The organism is Pseudorhodoferax aquiterrae, from assembly GCF_014652235.1.
Classification (GTDB): Bacteria; Pseudomonadota; Gammaproteobacteria; order Burkholderiales; family Burkholderiaceae_C; genus Pseudorhodoferax; species Pseudorhodoferax aquiterrae.
In genome coordinates this window covers 1-23,467 of record NZ_BMYK01000011.1, presented here as the reverse complement: position 1 = coordinate 23,467, position 23,467 = coordinate 1, and the positions used below count along the sequence as shown (strand labels likewise).

Annotated in this window: 7 protein-coding genes; 5 read left to right on the top strand and 2 right to left on the bottom strand. The window is 70.8% G+C overall.

The window, feature by feature from the left end:
* Both IE209_RS17605 and IE209_RS34345 read right to left on the bottom strand, forming a co-directional pair.
* A partial coding sequence (locus IE209_RS17605; protein WP_373305369.1) for a cache domain-containing protein occupies nucleotides 1-960 on the bottom strand: 960 nt, incomplete at its 3' end.
* A gap of 22 nt (nucleotides 961-982) precedes the next feature.
* Nucleotides 983-2,578 carry a methyl-accepting chemotaxis protein gene (locus IE209_RS34345; protein WP_189688249.1) on the bottom strand — a complete coding sequence of 532 codons (1,596 nt, stop codon included), beginning with the start codon at nucleotides 2,576-2,578 and terminating at the stop codon, nucleotides 983-985.
* A 289-nt stretch (nucleotides 2,579-2,867) separates the two neighbouring features.
* Here IE209_RS34345 and IE209_RS17595 point away from each other — a divergent pair, with 289 nt between their 5' ends.
* The 5 genes from IE209_RS17595 to IE209_RS17575 all read left to right on the top strand — a co-directional run.
* A complete protein-coding gene (locus IE209_RS17595; RefSeq protein WP_189688248.1) occupies nucleotides 2,868-4,226 on the top strand; it encodes an efflux RND transporter periplasmic adaptor subunit in 1,359 nt (452 codons plus the stop codon).
* A 194-nt stretch (nucleotides 4,227-4,420) separates the two neighbouring features.
* The gene (locus IE209_RS17590; protein ID WP_189688247.1) at nucleotides 4,421-6,622 is read left to right on the top strand and encodes a PqqD family peptide modification chaperone; all 2,202 of its coding nucleotides are present in this window, start codon (nucleotides 4,421-4,423) and stop codon (nucleotides 6,620-6,622) included.
* Entirely contained in the window at nucleotides 6,619-8,661 is a 2,043-nt protein-coding gene (locus IE209_RS17585) for a preprotein translocase subunit SecA (RefSeq protein ID WP_189688246.1), read from the top strand. Before IE209_RS17590 ends, IE209_RS17585 begins: the two co-directional genes overlap by 4 nt.
* A 41-nt stretch (nucleotides 8,662-8,702) precedes the next feature.
* Complete coding sequence (locus IE209_RS17580) at nucleotides 8,703-9,581, top strand: efflux RND transporter periplasmic adaptor subunit (RefSeq protein WP_189688245.1); 879 nt, start codon at nucleotides 8,703-8,705, stop codon at nucleotides 9,579-9,581.
* 5 nt (nucleotides 9,582-9,586) lie between these two features.
* Nucleotides 9,587-23,467: cadherin domain-containing protein (locus IE209_RS17575; protein WP_189688244.1), on the top strand; the 13,881-nt coding region annotated here is incomplete at its 3' end.

The window sequence follows — 23,467 nt, the reverse complement described above, 5'->3', positions numbered from 1 at the left end:
CAGCGCGGCGGCCGCGGCAGCCAGGGCGGTCCCGCCCCGCTCGGCCGCCGTCAGCGGCCGCAGCACCACCAGCTGCCAATCGCGCCGGGCGGCAGGCCAGTCCAGCGTGCCGAAGGCCCGCTCCACGCGCACGCCGTCCAGCCGCTCGCCGCCGGCCACGGCCACCAGCGGCAGCGCCGGCGGCACGCCCTGGGCGAACAGGTCGCCGTAGCGCGCGTCGCGCGCCAGCTGTTCCTGGTCCGCGGCGGCGATGGGTGCCAGCATGTGCAGCAGCCATTGGCGGCGGTTGGTGCCGAACACCACGCCCTCCGGCGACACCAGCAGCACCGTGTGCGCATAGCGGCCCAGTTGCGCGTCGATGCGCTCCATGCCGATCTTGACCACCGCCACACCGACCGGCTCGGCCTGCGGATCGAGCTGCCCGCGCACCGGCGCGGCCAGGTAGATGCCGCGCTCGCCGGTGTTCTTGCCGACCGCCGGGTACAGGTTGGGCGTGCCGACCATGGCACGCCGGAAGTACGGCCGCATCGACAGGTCGCGCCCCAGGCCACGCGCGCTGCCGTCCTGCGCACGGTAGGCCACGGTGCGGCCATGGCGGTCCAGCACCAGCGCGTTGTCGGCGCCGTATTCGCCGACCACGGCCGCCAGCACGGCCTGCAGCGCCGGGTCCTGCGCCGTCGCCTCGCCGTCCAGCAGGCGTTTGATGTGCTCGTTCACGAGCCCCAGCAGCTGCACGCCGCCCATGGCCCGGCCATCGCTGCTCAGGGCATGCACCTGGTCGACCAGCTGGTCCGCATCGCGCTGCAGTTCCTGCTGCAGCTGCCCGGACTGCCACTGCTGCACCAGCCAGCCCACCAGCAGCGCCAGCGCCAGGCAGGCCGCCACGGCCACCCAGGTCGCGCGCTGGCGCAGCGGCCGCCAGCGCGGGCCTTCGGTGGCTGGCGCGGACGCGGCAGGCATCGCTCGCGGCCGCACGCCGCTTTCAGGCCGCTTGCGGCAGCACCAGCGCCTTGGAGGCGTGCCCGTCGAGCTGGAAGACGCCGACGATCTGCGCCTGCTTGTGGGCTTCGGTGCGCAGCGAGGATGCGGCGGCCGCCGCCTGTTCCACCAGCGCGGCGTTCTGCTGCGTCGTGCTGTCCATCTCGGTGATAGCGGTGTTGATCTGCTCCAGCCCGCTGATCTGCTCGGCGCTGGCCGCGCTGATCTCGGCCATGATGCCGGTGATGCGCTCCACGCTCTGGACCACCTCGTCCATGGTGCTGCCGGCGCGGGCCACCAGCGTGCTGCCGGCTTCCACCTGCTGCACCGAGTCGTTGATCAGCGCCTTGATCTCCTTGGCCGCCTCGGCCGAGCGCTGCGCGAGGCTGCGCACCTCGGAGGCCACCACCGCGAAGCCGCGGCCCTGCTCGCCGGCGCGTGCGGCCTCCACGGCCGCGTTCAGCGCCAGGATGTTGGTCTGGAACGCGATGCCGTCGATCACCGCGATGATTTCCACCACCTTCCTGGACGCGGTGTTGATCGACTGCATGGTCTGCACCACCTCGCTCACCGCCTGGCCGCCGCGCTGGGCCACCTGGGCGGCCGCCTGCACCAGCTGGTTGGCCTGGCGTGCGCTGTCGCTGTTCTGGCGCACCGTGCTGGTCAGCTGCTCCATGGCGGCCGCCGTCTGCTGCAAGGCGCTGGCCTGGCGCTCGGTGCGCATGGACAGGTCGTCGTTGCCGCGCGCGATCTCGCTGGTGGCCGTGGCGATGTTGTCGGCGCCCGAGCGCACCTCGCCCACGATGCGCTGCAGGCTGGCGTTCATCTCCTGCAGTGCGCGCAGCAACTGGTCCGGCTCGTCCGGGTAGCGCACGTGGATGCGGCTGTTCAGCACGCCCGAGGCCACCACCCGCGCCACCTTCACCGCATGGCGCAGCGGCGCCGTGATGCTGCGCGCCACCAGCAGGGCCACGACCACCGCCGCCACCATGGCCAGCACCATGATGACCAGCAGCAGCGTCGTGTCGCGCCGGATCAGCGCCCGCGCTGCGCCCTCGTCGGTCTCCACGCGCTTGCTGGCCAGGACGACCACCTTGTCGATGGCCGCGCGGTGCGTCTCGTAGGCCGCGTCCAGCCGCTGCATGGTGGCGGCCAACTTCCCGGCGTCACCGCCCCGGACGGCCGGCACCAGTTCCTCGAAGGCCAGCCGGTAGAACTCCTGGGCCGGACGGTAGGCATCGTCCAGCAGCAAACGGCCCATCTCCGGCTCCAGCCCCTGCTTCTGCCAGAAGTCGTGGCGCTCGTCGAACTGCGCCTTCAGGCTGCGGATGCGCTCGGCCAGCGCCTGCTGGCGGCCGGCATCGCCCGCGCGCGAGAGCTGCAGCGCCAGCAGGTAGGACTCGATGATGTATTCGGGCGGCGGAAGGATGTCGGCGATCAGGTCCTTGCCCTGCACGATGCGCTCGTAGATCGGCCCGTTGACCTTGAGCGTGTCCAGCGTCTTGAAGGCCCAGCCCCCGGACAGCATGAACCCGATGGCGAAGATGGCGATCAGCACGCCCAGCCGGGCCGACAGCTTCAACTTTCTCAACACATGCATGCGCCGCTCTCCGCCACAGTGGGTTGTAAGCCAATGATTCATCAACCGCTGCGAAATGTCCACGGCGCCCGCCACGAAAGTTGCGAAACACACCACAAACAGATATACGGTCGATCGACTCTGACAATCGACAAAAAAATTTGTGCACACGAAGCAACAAATCGATATAAGCAAGATCGACCGTTGCAGAATGCAAGACTTGTCTGACATGCACCGCACAACCCGCCATCTCCGTGTCACCGCTGCGGCCCCACCCGGGTGGCCCCGCACGGGCTGAGGCGTGTCCACCATGAACCCGCGCTTGCCCGACCCGCAGATCCTGGCGCTTGCCTTGCAGGCGACGGTGCTGGCACACGGGCAGCTGCGCGAGGCCGCCACCGCCTTTGCCAGCGAGCTGGCCAACGGCAGGGGTTGCGCGCGGGTCGGGGTCGGTTTCCTGCGCGGGCAGCAGGTCGAGCTGGTCGCCATCTCGCACGGCAGCGGCGAGAACCTGCACCGCCAGGCCTTCAACCCGCTCACCGCGGCCATGGACGAGGCGGTGCAGCAAGGTGCCAGCGTGCACTGGCCGGCCGAGGGTGCGCCCGCCATCCGCCACGCCCACCGGCTGCTGCTGGGCGAACGCGGCGGCGCGGTCGCCACCGTGCCCATCGTGCACCTGGGCCAGGCGGTGGGCGCCGTCACCTGCGAATGGACCACCGCTCCGCCCGATCTGCCCGCCCTGGTGGCCGAACTCGAGAACAGCGTCAGCCTGGCCGGCCCGGTGCTCCACCTGATGGCCCAGCGCGAGCAGCCCTGGTACCGGCGGCTGCGCCCGGGGCAGGCGCCAGATGGCAGCAGCCGGCGCCGCACGGCCTGGCTGCTGGCCGGCGCCGCCGGCCTGCTGGCCGCCGCCCTGGCCCTGCCCGTCGAGTACCGCGTGGGCGGCCGGGCCCGCGTCGAAGGCCAGCAGACGCGCGCCATCGTCGTCCCGGCCGACGGCTACCTGCAGGCCGTGCACGTGCGCCCGGGCGACCGCGTGGCGGCCGGCCAGCTGCTGCTGGAAATGTCCGACCAGGACCTGCAGCTGCAAAAGCGCAAGTGGAGCAGCGAGCTCGGCCAGTACGAGAACGCCTACGCCAGCGCGCTGGCGCGGGCCGACCGCGCCGCCATGGTCATCGCGCTGGCGCGCGTGGACGAAGCCCGGGCCCACCTGGGCCTGGTCGAATCCGAGCTGCAGCGCGCGCGCATCACTGCCCCCTTCGCGGGCATCGTGGTCGACGGCGACCTCACGCAATCGCTCGGTGCGCCACTGGAACGCGGCAAGCCGCTGCTGCAGCTGGCCCCGCTGGACCGCTACCGCGTGATGCTGCAGGTCGACGAGCGCGACATCGGCCATGTCCGCGCCGGCCAGACCGGCCGGCTCTCGCTGTCGGCCCTGCCCTGGGACGCGCTGCCGATCCGCGCCGTGCGCATCACGCCACTGGCGCGGCCGGTGGAGGGCCGCAACGTGTTCGAGGTGGAGACCGACGTGACCGCCGATGCCGAGCGCATCCGCCCCGGCCTGGAAGGCGTGGGCAAGCTCGACACCGGCCGGGCCGCGCTGGGCTGGGTCTGGTTCCACGGCGTGGCCGACTGGCTGCGCCTGGTGCTGTGGTCCTGGGTGGCGTGACATGAGACCTCCCCCGTTTGCACTTCTCACTTCGTGTAGAAGTCCCATCCCCCCTCAAGGGGGCGCACCCAGCGGTCCGGCAGAGCCGGCCCCGCGGGCGCGCGCGCATGGCCCGCTCCGCGGCCGTTCGAGCCGCGGCTTGCAGGCCGGTTTCGTGCTCTGCAGACGGCGCGCTGGCGCCGTGGAGAGCTGACATGCGCTGGCTCCGCTCCGCCAAGGCAGGTGCGCAGCACGCGGACGCGCAGGCGGCGCAGGAGTCGCTGTTCAACCCGCGCTGGCACCGCGTGGCCGGCCTGCGGCCGCAGCTGCGGCCCCATGCCGAACTGCGGCTGCAGGTGCAGCGCGGCAAGTCCTTCCATGTGCTGCGCGACCTCACCAACGACAACGCGCTGCGCCTGAACGACGCGGCCTACGCCTTCGTCGGCCGCTGCGACGGCCAGGCCAGCGTGCAGCAGATCTGGAACGCCATGCTGGCGGCGCATGCGGACCAGGCTGTCACGCAGACCGAGATCATCGAGCTGCTGGTCGGCCTGCACGGACGCAACCTGCTGCAATTCGACGTCACGCCGGACGTGGAGAACCTGTTCCACGCGCAGGACCGGCGCCGGCGCCGGCGCCGCGTCGGCGGCGTCAACCCGCTGGCCTTCCGGCTGCCGCTGGGCGACCCCTCGCGTCTGCTGGCGCCGCTGCGCCCGCTCGGCCCCTGGCTGTTCTCGCGCACCGGCCTCGTGCTGTGGCTGGCTGCCGTGCTGCCCGCGCTGCTGGCCGCGGCCATGCACTGGGACGCGTTGGCGCGCGACACCGGGAAGGTGCTCGCCTCGCCCGGCTACGTGCTGCTGGCCTGGCTGTGCTATCCCCTGATCAAGGGACTGCACGAGGCGGCCCATGCGCTGGCCCTGCAGCGCTACGGCGGCGAGGTGCACCAGGCCGGCGTGACGCTGATCGCGCTGAGCCCCGTGCCCTTCGTCGACGCCTCCGCCGCCGACGGCCTGCGCCGGCGCGGCCAGCGTGCGCTGGTCAGCGCCGCCGGCATCCTGGCCGAACTGGCCATCGCCGCGCTGGCCATGGGCGTGTGGCTGGCCGTGCAGCCCGGCCTGGTGCGCGACCTGGCCTTCGTCGTCATGCTCACCGGCGCGCTGTCCACCGTGCTGACCAACGGCAACCCGCTGCTGCGCTACGACGGCTACTTCGTGCTGTGCGACCTGCTGGACCTGCGCAACCTCGCCACGCGCAGCGGGCGCTGGTGGTCCGAGGCGATCGGCCAACGCCTGTTCGGCGTGCGCGTGCGCACGCCGGTCGAACCCCTGCCCGGCGAGCGCATCTGGCTGCAGCTGTACGCACCGCTGTCATGGACCTACCGCATCGTGCTGTCCGTCGTCGTCGGTCTGTGGCTGGGCGGATTCTCGGCCATGCTGGGCGTGGCCGCCCTGGTCGTGCTGCTGGCCGCCAACATCGCCGTGCCGTTCAAGAACATGCTGCAGATGCTGGGCCTGTCCAGCCGCGAGGACCCCGAGCGCCGACGCGCCTGGCTGCGCGCCGGCGCGGTCGGCGTGGCGCTGGCCGCCTTCGCCGTGCTGGTGCCGCTGCCGCAGTCCAGCGTCGCCGAAGGCGTGGTCTGGCTGCCCGAGAACGCCCAGTTGCGCGCCGGCACCGACGGCTTCATCGCCGCGCTGGACGCCACCAACGGCCAGCAGGTGCAGGCCGGCACGCGCATCGCGCTGCTGGACGATCCGGTGCTGCCCGCACGGCGCGCCACGCTGGCCGGCGACGTGGCCGAGGCCAACGTGCGGCTGTTCCATGCCATCGACCGCGCCCCGCAGGACGCGCCCGACCTGCGCCAGCGCCTGGCCTACCACGAGGCCGAACTGGCCCGCCTGGACGAGCGCCTGGCGGTACGCGAGGTGGCCGCGCTGGCCGAGGGCCTGCTCGTGCTGCCCCAGCACGACGAGCTGGTCGGCCAGTTCCGCCGCCGCGGCGAGACCATCGGCTATCTGCTGACCGCCGCGCCCACCACCGTGCGCGTGGCCCTGCCGCAGCAGCAGGCCGAGCTGGTGCGCGCCCGCACCAGCGGCGTCGCGGTGCGGCTGCTGGAAAGCCCTGCGCAGCCCCACACCGGCCGCATCGCGCTGCGCGTGCCGGGCACGCTGAACCAGCTGCCCAGCGCCGCCTTGGGCGAAGCCTCCGGCGGCCGCATCGCCACCGACCCGGCCGACCCGGACGGCCTGCGCACGCGCCAGCCCGTGGTCGTCATGGACATCGAACTCAACGGCCGCGTGAGCCCGCGCTTCGGCAGCCGCGCGCTGGTGCGCTTCGACCATGGCAGCGCGCCACTGGCACAGCAGGCACTGCGCGGCCTGCAGCAACTTCTGCTCGGCCACTTCAACCCGAGGACATGAACACCGCCGCCCTGCACCTGCCCGTCCCCGGCATGCGCTGGGGCAGCTACCCCGAGCGGCCCGAGCCGCCCGGTGGACGCAGCTGGCGCCGCGGCCTGCCGCTTCCCTTCACGCTGCGCTGGCCCGGTGCCTGGCGCCGGCGCGCGCAGGCCGTGTGGGACCAGGCCGCGCAGTGGCAGGCGCTGGACAGCAAGGCCTTCGCTGCGCTGCGCGAGGCGCTGCAGCAGCAACTGCTGCGCGAAGGCCTGGACGGCGCCGCCGCCGCCCAGGCCCTGGCCTACGTGGCCGAGGCCGCGCGCCGCACCCAGGGCCGGCAGGCCTATGTCACGCAGCTGATGGCCGCGCTGGCCCTGCTGCGCGGCCACCTGGCCGAGATGGCCACGGGCGAGGGCAAGTCGCTGGCCGCCGCGCTGACGGCCGGCGTCGCCGCGCTGGCCGGCATTCCCGTGCACGTGCTCACCGCCAACGACTACCTGGTGCAGCGCGACGCCGAGACCTTCACGCCGCTGTACCGGCTGCTGCACCTGCGCTGCGCCTGGGTCGGCGCCCGCCACGACGAAGCCGAGCGCCGCCAGGCCTATGCCGCCGACGTGGTCTACGTGACCGCCCGCGAGGCCGCCTTCGATTACCTGCGCGACCGCATGCGCCACGGCACAGGCGATGCGCCGCTGCGCCAGCGCGCCCGCGCGCTGGCCGACCACGACGGTGCAGGGCCGGTGCTGCGCGGCCTGTGCATGGCCGTGATCGACGAGGCCGACAGCATCCTCATCGACGAGGCGCAGATGCCGCTGGTGCTCTCGCGCGAGGTGGTCGACCCCGCCGCCCGCGCCTTCCTGTGGCAGGCCTGGGCGCTGTCGGGCCGGCTCGTGCTGGGGCACGATTTCGCCCTGCAGGGCCAGCCCGCGCGCGCTGCGCTGCTGCCGGCCGGCCTGGAACGTCTGGCCCGGCTGGCCACCGGCCTGGGGCCGCTGTGGGTCAACGCCCAGCACCGCGCCGAGACCGTGGTCACCGCGCTCACGGCCCGCCACCTGCTGCAGCGCGACCGCGACTACGTGCTCGTGCCCGGCGATCCGGCCCAGCGCAAGAAGCCCGAGATCGCCATCGTCGACGTCCTCTCTGGCCGCATCGCCGAAGGCCGGCGCTGGTCGCGCGGGCTGCACGGCCTGGTGGCGCTCAAGGAGGGCATCCAGCTGCCGCCCGAGTCCGAGACCATGCTGCAGATGACCTACCAGCGCTTCTTCCGCCGCTACCACCGGCTGTGCGGCATGAGCGGCACGCTGGCCGAGGGCCGCACCGAACTGCGCCAGCTGTACGGCTGCACCATGCTGCGCGTGCCGCTGCGCCTGCCGGACCGCAGCAGCGCCTGGCCGCTACGCTGCTATGCCGACGATGCGTCGCGCCAGCGCGCCGCCGTCGTGCGCATCCAGGCCCTGGCCGCCAGCGGAAGGCCGGTGTTGGTGGGTTGCGATTCGGTCGCCGCCAGCGAGGCCATGGGCGCCGCCCTGGCCGCCGCCGGCGTGGCCCACCAGGTGCTGCACGCGCGGCTGGACGCCGCCGAGGCCGCCATCGTCGCGCGCGCCGGCGTGCACGGCCAGGTCACGGTGGCCACCAACATGGCCGGCCGCGGCACCGACATCCACCTGGACGCGCCGGCCCTGGCGGCCGGCGGCCTGCACGTGCTGAGCTGCCAGCACAACGCCTCGCGCCGGCACGACCGCCAGCTCTCGGGCCGCGCCGCGCGCCAGGGCCAGCCCGGCAGCCACGAGACCTGGCTGGTGCCGCGCCCGCCAGCGGCCGCCGGCACGGACGAGGCTGGCGGCAGCGGCGCCCGCCTGTCCGGCTTGCACCGGTTGCTGCGCCTGCTGCCGGGCCGCGTGCGCACCGATGGGCGCGTCGCCCTGCCGCCGGCCCTGCTGGCCTGGGCGCTGCGCCGCGAGCAGGCGCGCACCGAGCGGTTGCAGGCCCGGCGCCGGCAACAGCTGTTCCAGCACGACATCCGCTTCGACGCCAGCCTGTGCTTCACGGGCCAGCGCCGTTAACCGTCCTCATCCAGTCCATGCCGATGCACCACCATCCGCCCATGCCCCCGCCGCGACGCGCCCCTCCCCTGCCCCGGCTGGGCCTGCTGCTCACCCTGCTGGCCCCGGCCAGCCAGGCCCAGCAGGCGCCGCAGGCCCTGGCCTGCCTGATCCAGCCGGCCCAGGTGGCCGAGGTCGGCAGCGCGGTCATCGGCGTGGTGCAGACGCTGCAGGCCGACCGCGGTGACCGCGTGCAGAAAGGCCAGGTGCTGGCCACGCTGCGCTCGGAGGTGGAACGCGCCAACGCCGAGGCCGCCGAATCGCGCGCCAGGAGCCTGGGCGAACTCCGCGGCGCCGTGGCTGCGCTCGACCTGGCCGAGCTGCGGCGCGACCGCGCCAGGGCGCTCAAGGACGAGAACTTCGTCTCGGCCCAGGCGCTGGAGCAGGCCGAGGCCGAATTCCGCGTCGCCAAGGAGCGCGTGGCCCAGGTGCGCGAGGCGCTGCGCACGGCCACGCGCGAGGTCAACGCCACCGAGGCCCAGCTGGCACAGCGCACACTGCGCGCGCCCTTCGACGGCGTGGTGGTGGAGCGCTATGCCAACCTGGGCGAGCGCTTCGAGGAGAAGGCCTTGTTCCGCGTCGCCGCCATCTCCACGCTGCGCGTGGAGCTGGTGGCCCCGCTGCCGCTGTTCGGCCAGCTCAAGGTCGGCCAGAAGATCCAGGTGACGCCCGAGCTGCCCGGCGCCCCCGTGCGCACCGCCAGCATCGTGCAGATCGACCAGGTGCTGGACCCGGCCAGCAACACCTTCCGGCTGCGGCTGGACCTGCCCAACGCCGACGGCGGCCTGCCGGCCGGCCTGCGCTGCCGCGCCGATCTGGGCCTGGCCGCCGCCGCCAAGGCCCCGCCCGCCAACCAGATGAACGGCGCCGCAGCGCGCTGAACGCCATGCCCCTGCCGCCGCGCCAGCGCCCGCAGCTCGAGGACATCGAGCGGCGCATCCTGTACTCGGCCGACACGCCGACCGGTGCGCTGGCCGCCACCTTGCCCAGGACCGAGGCCCGGACCGAGCAGACCCAGGCCGCCGCGCCCGCACAGCCCCAGCCGGTGGTGGAGCTGGTGATGTTGGACGAGCGCGTGCCCGATGCCGATGCGCTGCTGCAGGACATCGCCGCCCAGGCCGCCGAGGGCCGCAGCATCGAGGTCGTGCGCGTGGGCGCCGATGAGGACGGCGTGGCCGCCATCACGGCCGCGCTGGCCGGCCGCAGCGACGTGGCGGCGCTGCACATCGTGAGCCATGGCGGCAGCGGCGCGGTGCAGCTGGGCCAGGAGGCGCTGGACAACGACACCCTTCTCGCGCGCGCGGCCGACATCGCCGGCTGGGGCAGCCATCTGGGGCGCGGCGCCGACATCCTGCTGTACGGCTGCGACGTGGCCAGCGACGACGCCGGCCGCGCCCTCGTGCAGGGCCTGGCCGACCTCACCGGCGCCGACGTGGCCGCCTCCACCGACGCCACCGGCGCCGCCGCGCTGGGTGGCAACTGGCTGCTTGAGATGCAGACCGGCCACATCGAGGCACGGCTGGCCTTCGACCTGCAGACCCAGGCCCAGTGGCAGGGCCTGCTCGCCACCTACACCGTGACCAGCACGGCCGACAGCGGTGCCGGCACGCTGCGCCAGGCCATCACCGACGCCAATGCCAACGCCGGTGCCGACACCATCGTCTTCAACATCGCCGGCGCCGGGCTGCAGACCATCAACCTCACATCGGCGCTGCCCACCATCACGGGCGCGCTGAGCCTCAACGGCTACACGCAATCGGATGCCGCGGTCAACAGCGCCAGCACCGGCAGCAACGCCGTGATCCGCATCGCGCTGAACGGCTCCGGCGCCGGGGCCGGCGTCAACGGCCTGAACTTCGGCGCCGGCAGCGAAGGCAGCAGCGTGCGCGGCCTGGCCATCGGCGGTTTCACGGGCGCCGGCATCCTGACCAGCGTGGGCGGCCTCACGGTGGCAGGCAACTTCATCGGCACAAACGCTGCGGGCACGGCAGCCAATGCCAACGCCACCGGCATCTCGGTGGCCGGCAGCGGCGCCACCACCATCGGCAGTGCCACCTTGGCCGACCGCAACCTCGTCTCGGGCAACACCAACAACATCGTCAGCAGCGGCACCGGCGCGCTCACCATCCAGGGCAACCTGGTCGGCACCAACAACGGCGGCAGCACCACCATCGGCACGCCCACGGCCGGCATCAGCATCTCGGCCGGCACGGCCAATGCGGTCGGCGGCGCCAATGCCGGCGAGGGCAACGTGATCGCTGGCGGCGCCCGGGGCGTGGTGGTCACCAACACCGGCACGGTGGCCAGCATCGTCGGCAACACCATCTCGCAGACCACCACGCTGGGCATCGACCTCGGCAACGACGGCAGCACGGCCAACGACGCCGGCGATGCCGACACCGGCGCCAACGCGCTGCAGAACTTCCCGGTGATCACGGGCGCGCAGACCAGCGCCGACGGCTACGTGGCCGTGCAGGGCACGCTCAACAGCACGGCCGGCAGCAGCTACCGCATCGATTTCTACGCCAGCCCCTCGGGCACCACCATCCGCGAGGGCCGCGTCTACCTAGGCTATACCACCGTCACCACCGACGCCTCGGGCAACGTCACGTTCAAGGCCACGCTGTCGGGCAGCACGGTGGCCACGGGTGCGCTGATCAGCGCCACGGCCACGCGCCTGAACGGCACGGCGCTGGCAGAGACCTCGGAGTTCTCGGCCTACCAGGCGACGACAGCGATGAATGTGGTGACGGTGACCACCACGGCCTACAGCGGCGCCGGCTCTCTGGAAGACGCGATCAATGCGGCCAACGCCGCCGCGGGCCCCACCCTGATCCGCTTCAACATCGCGGGCACCGGCCTGCACACCATCACGTTCCCGACGCTCGACCCGGACAACCCCATCACGCTGCGCATCACCAAGCAGGTCATCCTCGACGCCACGACGGATGACAGCTTCGCCGCCAACGGCAGCCAGCCGGCCATCCAGATCGACGGCAATGGCAACGAGAGCGCCTTCACGCTGGCCAGCAGCGCAGCGGGCAGCACGGTCCGTGGCTTCGCCATCACCAACTTCAGCTACTCCGGCATCTACATCGAGTCCGGTGGCAGCAACAACGTCATCGCGGGCAACTACATCGGCACCATCGGCGCGGGTGGACAGATGCTGTCGACCTCGATCGTGTACGGCATCTGGGTGGATACCGGCACCAACAACCGCGTCGGCGGCAGCAGCGCGGCCGACCGCAATGTCATCGCCGGCATCACGGGGGTCGCCATCGCGGTCACGGCAGACGGTGCCGACGCCACCGGCAACGTGGTGCAGGGCAACTACATCGGCGTGATGCCCGACGGCCTGTCGGCCGTGAGCAGCCCCGGGCAGGGCATCCAGGTGGCGGCTGCGGCGGGCTTTGCCATCACCAACACGCTGGTGCAGGGCAACTGGGTCGCCCGCACCGACTTCAGCGCCATTTCGGTGAATGGCAACGCCACAGGCACCACCGTGCAGGGCAACCGCATCGGCACGGACGCTGCCGGCACCGCCAACTGGGGCACCCTGAGCAGCGCGGGCATCTTCCTGAGCGGGGGTGCCGCCAACAACCTGTTCCAGAACAACGTGGTGGCGTTCAGCGGCGCCAACGGCGGCATCCTGATGGCCGCCAGCACGGGAGCGGGCAACGCCATCCTGGCGAACCAGATCTACAGCAACGCTGGACCTGGCATCGACCTGGGTTTCGATGGCGTCACGGCCAACGACACGGGCGACGCCGACACCGGCGCCAACAGCCTGCAGAACTTCCCCGTGCTGACGCTGGCGCGCACGGACGGCGCCGGCAGCTTCACGGTGAACGGCACGATCAACAGCACGGCCAACACCTACATCCGCATCGAGCTGTTTTCCAACCCGGCCAACGACAGCACGGGTTACGGCGAAGGCCAGACCTACCTGGGTTTCGTCAACGTGCTGACCGACGGCAGCGGCAATGCGAGCTTCTCCACCACGCTCAGCGCGACCGTGGCGGCGGGCGCCTTCATCTCGGCCACGGCCACCAGGAGCAACAGCAGCTACACGAGCTTCTCCGACACCTCGGAGTTCGCCAGGAGCGTGGTGGCGATCTCCACCGTGCAGAACACGCTGGTGGTGGACACGAATGCCGACACGGTGAACGGCGACACCACCAGCCTGTCCACGTTGCTGGCCAACAAGGGGGCGGACGGCTTCATCTCGCTGCGCGAGGCCTTGCTGGCCATCAACAACACGCCGGCCAGCAGCCTGCCCACACTGGTGAGTTTCAACATCAGCGGCAACGTGGTGCACACCATCACGCTCGCGTCGGCGCTGCCGTTCATCTCCAAAGCAGTGGTCATCGACGGCACCACCGACACCGGCAGCGTCACGGCCAACGGAGGCCGGCCGGCCATCGTCATCAACGTGAACGGCATCGTGGCCGACGGCCTGCGGCTGGCGGCTGGCTCTGGTGGCTCCACGATCCGCGGGCTGGTGATCCAGAACTACGTTGCCGGCGCGGACACCTCGGCCATCCGCATCATGGCCGGCTCCGACGGCAACACCATCGCCGGCAACTACCTGGGCGCCGTGGGCGCCAACGGCGAGCAGGCAGCCGTGACTTCCGGCGACGACGCCATCTGGATCCAGAGCAGCAACAACACCATCGGCGGCAACACGGCGGCCGACCGCAACGTGATCGGCCTGGACGGGCGCTCGGACATCACGACCTACGGCATCCTGATCACCGTGGGCAACGGCAACCAGATCCTGGGCAACTACGTGGGCGTGAACGCCAGCGGCACGACGGGCTTCACAGGCCTGCAATCGGGCATCTGGATCAACGGAAGCGGCGTCGCCAACACGCGCATCGAGAACAACCTGGTCTCGGGCGCCGGCGACGTCGGCATCGCCGTCAGCACCAGCGGCGCGGGCACGCAGGTACTGAACAACCGCATCGGCATCAATGCGGCGGGCACCGGTCTCATCAGCACCACCACGACGTCCGGCATCACCATCTTCCCCGGTGGCGCCGGCGCGGTGGTCAGTGGCAACTGGATCGGCAGCACGACCATCACGGGCATGTCGCTGCGGGCCGACGGCATCACGGCGCAAGGCAACCGCATCGGCACGGACCTGGCCGGCACGGCCAACTGGGGCGGCCGGCAGAGCGGCATCCGCATCAGCGCCAACAACATGCTGATCGGCGGCACCTTGCCGGGCCAGGGCAACATCGTCGCATTCTCGAACCAGCAGATCACGACGGCCGATGCCATCAGTGTGACCTCCGGCACCGGCAATGCCATCCTGGGCAACAGCATCTACGGCACGGGCCTGAGTGTCGGCGCGCTGGGCATCGACCTGGACACCAGTGGCGTGGCGGCCAACGACACGGGCGACGCAGACACCGGTGCCAACAACCTGCAGAATTTCCCGGTGCTGGCGGTGGCGCGCACCAATGGCAGTGGCAGCCTCGAGATCGCAGGCAGCATCAACAGCACGGCCAACACCTACATCCGCATCGAGCTCTTCTCCAGCACCAGCACCAGCGCCAGCGGCTACGGCGAAGGCCAGACCTACCTGGGCTTCGTCAACGTGCTGACCGACGGCAGCGGCAACGCCAGCTTCTCGACCACGCTGTCGGCCACGGTGGCGGCTGGCGCCTTCATCTCCGCCACGGCGACCAGGTCGGTGGCGGGCTACGGCAGCTTCAGCGACACCTCGGAGTTCGCCAGGAGCGTGGTGGCCATCTCCACCGTGCAGAACACGCTGGTCGTGGACACTGCGGCCGACACCGTGGACGGCGACACCACCAGCCTGTCCACGCTGCTGGCCACCAAGGGCGCCGATGGCTTCATCTCGCTGCGCGAGGCCCTGTTGGCCATCAACGGCACACCGGCCAGCAGCCTGCCGACCCTCGTCAATTTCGGGATCAGCGGCACCGGCGTGCACACCATCACGCTGGGCTCGGAATTGCCGACCATCACCAGGCCGGTGGTCATCAACGCCACCACGGACGACAGCTTCGCGGCCAACAGCAATCGCCCGGCCATCGTGCTGCAGGGCAATGGCAGCGGCAGCAGCTGGAGCGGGCTGTCCCTGGGCACCGGCAGCAGCGGCAGCACGGTGCGCGGCCTGGTCATCCGGGGATTCGACAAGGCCATCTACCTTCAGTCCAGCTCCAGTGGCAACACCATCGTGGGCAACTACCTCGGCCCGCTGCAGGCCGACGGCAGCTACACCAGTGCGGCCAGCGCCCAGACCACTTGGGGCGTGCTCGTGGAAGGCGCCAACAACACCATCGGCGGCACCGCTGCGGCCGACCGCAACGTGATCGCGGGCGCGCTGGGCTCGGGCGCCAACATCGGCCTGCAGCTCGGCTCGGCCACCGGCAACCGCATCATCGGCAACTACCTGGGCACCAATGCCAGCGGCACGCCGCTCGGCCTGGGCGGCGAAGGCGTCTACATCCGTGCCAGCGCAGCGAACAACCAGGTCGGCGGCACCGCGGCCGGCGAAGGCAACCTGATCGCCGGGAGCGGCGCGTCCGGCGTGTCCGTCTTCACGGGTGCCGGCACCGGCAACGCCGTCCTCTCCAACAGCATCCATTCGAACGGTGGCCTGGGCATCAACCTGGACGCCGCGGGCGTGACAGCCAACGACACGGGCGATGCCGACACAGGGGCCAACAACCTGCAGAACTTCCCGGTGCTGACGCTGGCGCGCACCAATGGCGCGGGCAGCTTCGAGATCACGGGCACGATCAACAGCACGGCCAACACCTACATCCGCATCGAGCTGTTCGCCAACACGGCCAACGACAGCACTGGCTACGGCGAGGGCCAGACCTACCTGGGCTTCGTCAACGTGCTGACCGACGGCTCGGGCAACGCCAGCTTCTCCACCACGCTGTCGGCCACGGTGGCGGCGGGGGCCTTCATCTCGGCCACGGCGACGCGGTCGGTGGCGGGCTACGGCAGCTTCAGCGACACCTCGGAGTTCGCCAAGAGCATCGTCGCCGTCTCCAGCACGCAGGCCGTGCTGGTGGTGGACACGGCGGCCGACACGCTGGACGGCGACACCACCAGCATCTCCACGCTGCTGGCCAGCAAGGGCGCGGACGGTTTCATCTCGCTGCGCGAGGCGCTCATCGCCATCAACAACACGCCGGCCGGCAGCCTGGCGACCCTGGTCAATTTCGGTATCTTCGGCACCGGCGTGCACACCATCACGCTGAGCTCGGAGCTGCCCGATATCCTGCGGCCCGTGGTCATCAACGGCACGACGGACGACAGCTTCGCGGCCAACAGCAGCCGCCCGGCCATCGTGCTGCAGGGCAATGGCAGCGGCAGCAGCTGGAACGGCCTGGATTTCGGCACCGGCAGCGGCGGCAGCACGGTGCGCGGCCTGGTCATCCGCGGCTTCGACGCCGGCATCCGCCTGCAGGCGGGCTCCAGCGGCAACACCATCGCGGGCAACTACCTCGGCCCGCTGCAGGCCGACGGCAGCTACACCAGCGCCGCCAGCGCCCAGGTCACCTGGGGCGTGCTCGTGGAAAGCGCCAACAACACCATCGGCGGCACCACGGCGGCCGACCGCAACGTGATCGCAGGCGCACAGGCCACGGGCGCCAACATCGGGCTGCAGCTCGCCACGGCGACGGGCAACCGCATCGTCGGCAACTACCTGGGCACCAATGCCGGCGGCACGCCGCTGGGCCTGGGCGGCGAGGGCGTCTACATCCGTAGCGGCGCGTCGAACAACCAGGTCGGTGGCACCGGGGCCGGCGAAGGCAACCTGATCGCCGGCAGCGGCTTGTCCGGCGTGTCGGTCTTCACGGGGGCGGGCACCGGCAATGCCATCCTGGGCAATTCCATCCATTCCAACGGCAGCCTGGGCATCAACCTGGACGCCGCGGGCGTGACAGCCAACGACACGGGCGATGCCGACACCGGGGCCAACAACCTGCAGAACTTCCCGGTGCTGACGCTGGCGCGCACCAATGGCGCGGGCAGTTTCGAGATCAGCGGAACGATCAACAGCACGGCCAACACCTACATCCGCATCGAGCTGTTCGCCAGCACGGCCAACGATGGCAGCGGCTACGGCGAAGGCCAGACCTACCTGGGCTTCGTCAACGTGCTGACCAATGGCAGCGGCAACGCGAGCTTCTCCACCACGATCAGCGCGACCGTGGCGGCCGGCGCCTTCATCTCGGCCACGGCGACGCGGTCGGTGGCGGGCTACGGCAGCTTCAGTGACACCTCGGAATTCGCCAAGAGCATCGTCGCCGTCTCCAGCACGCAGGCCGTGCTGGTGGTCGACACGGCGGCCGACAGCGTGGACGGCGACACCACCAGCATCTCCACGCTGCTGGCCAGCAAGGGCGCGGACGGTTTCATCTCGCTGCGCGAGGCGCTGCTGGCCATCAACAACACACCGGCCGGCAGCTTGCCGACGCTGGTCAACTTCGGCATCAGTGGCACCGGCGTGCACACCATCACGCTGGGTTCGGCGCTGCCGACCATCAGCCGGCCCGTGGTGATCAACGCCACCACGGACGACAGCTTCGCGGCCAACGGCAACCGCCCGGCCATCGTGCTGCAGGGCAACGGCAGCGGCAGCACCTGGTTCGGCCTGGAATTTCAGAGCGGCAGCGGCGGCAGCACGGTGCGCGGCCTGGTCATCCGCGGCTTCAACGCCGCCATCTACCTGCGCGCGGGCTCGGACGGCAACACCATCGTGGGCAACTACATCGGCGCGCTGCAGGCCGACGGCACCTACACCAGCGCCACCAGCGCCCAGACCACCTGGGGCGTGGAGGTGGAAAGCGCCAACAACACGATCGGCGGCACCACCGCGGCCGACCGCAACGTGATCTCGGGCATGCTGAACGCGGGCGCCGGCGTGAGCCTGGAGACGACCGGGGCCACCGGCAACCGCGTGATCGGCAACTACCTGGGCACCAATGCCAGCGGCACGCCGCTGGGCGTGGGGGCCGAGGGCGTGATCACCCGCGTCGGCGCCTTCAACAACATGATCGGCGGCACCGCGGCCGGTGAAGGCAACCTGATTGCGGGCTCCGCTCTGCGCGGCGTTTGGGTCACGCCGAGCAGCGGCGCCGGCAATGCCATCCTGGGCAACAGCATCTATTCCAACGCCAGCCTGGGCATCGATCTGGGCAACGCCGGCGTGACGGCCAACGACACGGGCGATGCCGACACCGGACCCAACAACCTGCAGAACTTCCCCGTGCTCACGCTGGCGCGCACCAATGGCGCCGGCAACTTCGAGATCAGCGGCACGATCAACAGCACGGCCAACACCTACCTGCGCATCGAGCTGTTCGCCAACACGGCCAACGACCCGACGGGCTACGGCGAAGGCCAGACCTACCTGGGCTTCGTCAACGTGCTGACCGACGGCAGCGGCAACGCCAGCTTCTCGACCACGCTGTCGGTGACGGTGGCGGCCGGTGCCTTCATCTCGGCCACGGCCACGAAGTCGGTGGCGGGCTACGGCAGCTTCAGCGACACCTCGGAGTTCGCGCGCAGCGTGGTGGCCATCCACACCACGCAGCAGAACGTGTTGATCGTCACCACGGCGTCCGACACCGTGGACGGCGACACCACCAGCCTGTCCACGCTGCTGGCCACCAAGGGCGCGGACGGCTTCATCAGCCTGCGCGAGGCCCTGCTGGCCCTCAACAACACGCCGGCCAACGGCCTGCCCACGCTGCTGAACTTCGGCATCGCCGGCACCGGCGTGCACACCATCACGCTGGGTTCGGTGCTGCCGGCCATCTCCAAGCCGGTGGTCATCAACGCGAGTTCGGACGACAGCTTCGCGGCCAACGGCAACCGCCCGGCCATCGTGCTGCAGGGCGGGGGCTACACCAGCGGCTGGGTGGGCCTGGACTTCTACGATGGCAGCGACGGCAGCACGGTGCGCGGCCTCGTGATCCAGGGCTTCGAGGTGGGCATCTACCTGCGCTCGGGAGCGGACGGCAACACCATCGCCGGCAACTACATCGGCCCGCTGCAGGCGGACGGCAGCTACACCAGCGCCGCGGCCGCCCAGTCCACCTGGGGCGTGATCGTGGAAAGCGCCAACAACACCATCGGCGGCACGACCGCGGCGGACCGCAACGTGGTCGCGGGCTTGCGGACGGCCGGGGCCGGCATCTACCTGCTGGGGACCACGGCCACGGGCAACCGCATCATCGGCAACACCCTGGGCAGCAACGCCAGCGGCACGCCGCTCGGCGTGGGCGGCGAGGCCGTGATCCTGACCAATGGCGCGCACGACAACCGGATCGGCGGAACGGCGGCCGGCGAAGGCAACCTGATCGCGGGCAGCGAGTTGCGCGGCGTGTGGCTGGCGCCGGCCGCAGGCAGCGGCAATGCGATCCTGTCCAACACCATCCATTCCAACGGCGGCCTGGGCATCGACCTGGGCGACCAGGGCGTGACGGCCAACGACGCGGGCGACGCCGACACCGGGCCCAACAACCTGCAGAACTTCCCGGTGCTGGCCTCGGTGGGCCTGGCCAGCAACCAGTTCACGGTGACGGGCACGCTGAACAGCGAGGCCAACAAGACCTACCGCATCGAGTTCTACGGCATGCCCTACGGCAGCACGGACGGCTCGGGCAACGGCGAAGGCAATGTGTTCCTGGGCTTCATCGAGGTCACGACCGACGCCAGCGGCAACGCCAGCATCGGCGCCACGCTGGCCGCGGCGGGGCTCAGCTACGGCGCCTGGATCACGGCCACGGCGACCGAGAAGACCGGCGCCAGCAGCTACGGCTCGACCTCGGAGTTCGCGGCCAACGTGCAGGCCGCCAACACGGCGCCGGTGATCACGGTGCCGACCAGCGCGTCGTACACCGAGAACGCCGCCCCGGTGACCCTGGCGCCCGGTGCCACGGTGGTGGACACCGAACTGGCTGCGGCCGGCAACTACGCCGGTGCCACGCTGACGCTGCAGCGCAACGGCGGCGCCAATGCCCAGGACCTGTTCGCGGCCACGGGCGGCTCGCTGTCGGCGCTGACGCAGGGCGGCAACTTGGTCTACGGTGGCACGACGGTGGGCACGGTGACGACCAACAGCGGCGGCCGGCTCGTGCTGAGCTTCAACGCCAATGCCACGCAGACGCTGGTCGACAACGTGCTGCGTGCCATCGGCTACGCCAACAGCAGCGATGCCCCCCCGGCCTCGGTGCAGCTGGACTGGTCGTTCAGCGACGGCAACACGGGCGCCCAGGGCGGAGGAGGCGCGTTGGTGGGCAGCGGCAGCACCACGGTCAGCATCACGGCCGTGAACGACGCACCCGTGGTCACGACGACCGGCAGCACGCTCTCCTATACCGAGAACGCCGCGGCCACCGTGGTGGACCCGGGCGTGGCGGTCAGCGACGCGGACAACACCCACCTCGGCGGCGCCACCGTCACGATCAGCGGCAACTACGTGAACGGCCAGGACGTGCTGGCCTTCGTGAACGCCAACGGCATCACGGGCAGCTGGAACGCCGCGACGGGCGTGTTGACTCTTACCGGCAGTGCCACGGTGGCCAACTACCAGGCAGCGCTGCGCAGCATCACCTACGTCAACACCAGCGACAACCCGAGCACGGCCACGCGCACCGTGTCCTTCGTGGTCAACGACGGCACGGCGAGCAGCGCGGCCGCCACGCGCGACATCGCCGTCACGGCCGTGAACGACGCGCCGGTGATCACCAGCAACGGCGGCGGCGCCACGGCGGCTGTGTCGGTGCCCGAGAACGGCACCGCGGTGACCACGGTGGCCGCGACCGACCCCGACGGCACCACGCCCACCTATGCGATCGCGGGCGGCGCGGACGCCGCCTTGTTCAGCATCGACGCCACCACGGGCGTGCTGCGCTTCATCGGCGCGCCGGACCACGAGAACCCGCTGGACGCCAATGGCGACAACGTCTACGAGGTCATCGTGCGGGCCACCGATGGCGTGCTCTCGGACGACCAGGCCCTGAGCGTGACCGTGACCAACGTCAACGAGGCCGCCGTGGGCGCCGTGAGCGATGTCGATGCCGCCGCCAACCAGGTGGCCGAGAACGCCGCCAACGGCACGGTGGTCGGCGTGACGGCTTTCGCCGACGACCCGGACACGCCGGACACCGTGAGCTACAGCCTCACGGACAACGCGGGCGGGCGCTTCGCCATCGACGCCAGCACGGGCGTGGTGACGGTGGCGAACGGCAGCCTGCTCGACTACGAGGCCGCCACCAGCCACCAGATCACGGTGCTGGCCACGTCCTCGGACGGCTCGACCGCGAGCGCCAGCTTCACGGTCACCCTGACGGACGTGAACGAAGCGCCCGTGGGCGCGGTGACCGACGTGGACCCCGCCACCAACACCGTGGCCGAGAACGCGGCGAACGGGACCGTCGTGGGCATCACGGCCCAGGCCCTGGACCCCGACGGCACGGCCACGGTCACGTACAGCCTGTCGAACAATGCGGGCGGCCGCTTCAGCATCGACGCCAGCACCGGTGTGGTGACGGTGGCCGATGGTTCACTGCTGAACTACGAGGCTGCGGCCAGCCACCAGATCACGGTGGTGGCCACCTCCTCGGACGGTTCCACCGCCAGTGCCAACTTCACGATCAACCTGAGCGACGTGAACGAGGCGCCGATCGGTGCCGTCACCGACGTCGACGCTGCCGCCAACACCGTGTCCGAGAACGCCGCCAATGGAACCGTGGTGGGCATCACGGCCCAGGCGCTCGATCCCGACGGCACGGCCACGGTCAGCTACAGCCTTTCGAACAACGCCGGCGGCCGCTTCACCATCGACGCGAACACGGGCGTGGTGACGGTGGCCGATGGTTCACTGCTGAACTACGAGGCTGCGGCCAGCCACCAGATCACGGTGGTGGCCACGTCGTCCGACGGCTCCACCGCCAGTGCCAACTTCACGATCAACCTGACGGACGTGAACGAAGCGCCTGTCGGTGTTGTCACCGACGTCGACGCTGCCGCCAACACCGTGGCCGAGAACGCCGCCAACGGAACCGTGGTGGGCATCACGGCCCAGGCGCTCGATCCCGACGGCACGGCCACCGTCACGTACAGCCTCACGAACAACGCTGGCGGCCGCTTCTCCATCGACGCCAGCACCGGCGTGGTGACCGTGGCCGATGGATCGCTGCTGGACTACGAGGCCGCCAGCAGCCACCAGATCACGGTGCTGGCCACCTCGTCCGATGGTTCCACCGCCAGCGCCAACTTCACGATCAATCTGACGGACGTGAACGAGGCGCCCGTGGGTGCGGTGACTGATGTCGACGCAGCCGCCAACGCCGTGCTCGAGAACGCGGCCAACGGCACGGTCGTCGGCATCACCGCCCAGGCCTTGGATCCGGACGGCACGGCCACGGTCACGTACAGCCTTTCGAACAGCGCAGGCGGCCGCTTCACCATCGACGCGAGCACTGGTGTGGTGACCGTGGCCAATGGCAGCCTGCTCGACTACGAGGTCGCCACCAGCCACCAGATCACGGTGGTGGCCACCTCCTCCGATGGCTCGACCTCCAGCGCCAACTTCACGATCAGCCTGAGCGATGTGAACGAAGCGCCCGTCGGTGCGGTGACCGACGTGGACGCTGCCGCCAACACCGTGGCCGAGAACGCCGCCACCGGGACTGTGGTGGGCATCACGGCCCAGGCGCTCGATCCCGACGGCACGGCCACGGTCACGTACAGCCTGTCGAACAATGCGGGCGGCCGCTTCAGCATCGACGCCAGCACCGGTGTGGTGACGGTGGCCGATGGTTCACTGCTGAACTACGAGGCTGCGGCCAGCCACCAGATCACGGTGCTGGCCACGTCCTCGGACGGCTCCACCTCCAGCGCCAGCTTCACGATCAACCTGACGGACGTGAACGAGGCGCCCGTGGGTGCGGTGACCGACGTGGACCCCGCGGCCAACACCGTGGTCGAGCACGCCGTCAACGGCACCGTCGTCGGCATCACGGCCCAGGCCCTGGACCCGGACGGAACGGCCACGGTCACGTACAGCCTGACCAACACCGCTGGCGGCCGCTTCGCCATCGACGCCAGCACCGGCGTGGTGACCGTGGCCGATGGATCGCTGCTGGACTACGAGGCCGCCAGCAGCCACCAGATCACGGTGCTGGCCACCTCGTCCGATGGTTCCACCGCCAGCGCCAACTTCACGATCAATCTGACGGACGTGAACGAGGCGCCCGTGGGTGCGGTGACTGATGTCGATGCGGCCGCCAACGCCGTGCTCGAGAACGCGACCAATGGCACCGTCGTGGGCATCACGGCCCAAGCCCTGGATCCGGACGGCACGGCCACGGTCACTTACAGTCTCACGAACAGCGCCGGTGGCCGCTTCACCATCGACGCGAACACCGGTGTGGTGACGGTCGCGAACGGCAGCCTGCTCGACTACGAAAGCGCCACCAGCCACCAGATCACCGTGCTGGCCACCTCGTCCGACGGCTCGACCGCCAGCGCCAACTTCACCATCGCGCTGGGTGACGCGAACGAAGCACCTGTGGGTGCCGTCAGCGACGTGGACCCCGCCGCCAACACCGTGGCCGAGAACGCCGCCAACGGCACGGCCGTGGGCATCACGGCACAGGCCATCGACCCGGACGGCACGGCCACCGTCACGTACAGCCTGTCGAACAACGCCGGTGGCCGCTTCACCATCGACGCCAGCACTGGTGTGGTGACCGTGGCCAATGGC

What these genes read in the sequence shown, in the direction of transcription:
- IE209_RS34345 (WP_189688249.1), bottom strand. Translation starts at nt 2,578, where the DNA reads ATGCATGTGTTGAGAAAGTTGAAGCTGTCGGCCCGGCTGGGCGTGCTG.
- IE209_RS17595 (WP_189688248.1), top strand. Translation starts at nt 2,868, where the DNA reads ATGAACCCGCGCTTGCCCGACCCGCAGATCCTGGCGCTTGCCTTGCAG.
- IE209_RS17590 (WP_189688247.1), top strand. Translation starts at nt 4,421, where the DNA reads ATGCGCTGGCTCCGCTCCGCCAAGGCAGGTGCGCAGCACGCGGACGCG.
- IE209_RS17585 (WP_189688246.1), top strand. Translation starts at nt 6,619, where the DNA reads ATGAACACCGCCGCCCTGCACCTGCCCGTCCCCGGCATGCGCTGGGGC.
- IE209_RS17580 (WP_189688245.1), top strand. Translation starts at nt 8,703, where the DNA reads ATGCCCCCGCCGCGACGCGCCCCTCCCCTGCCCCGGCTGGGCCTGCTG.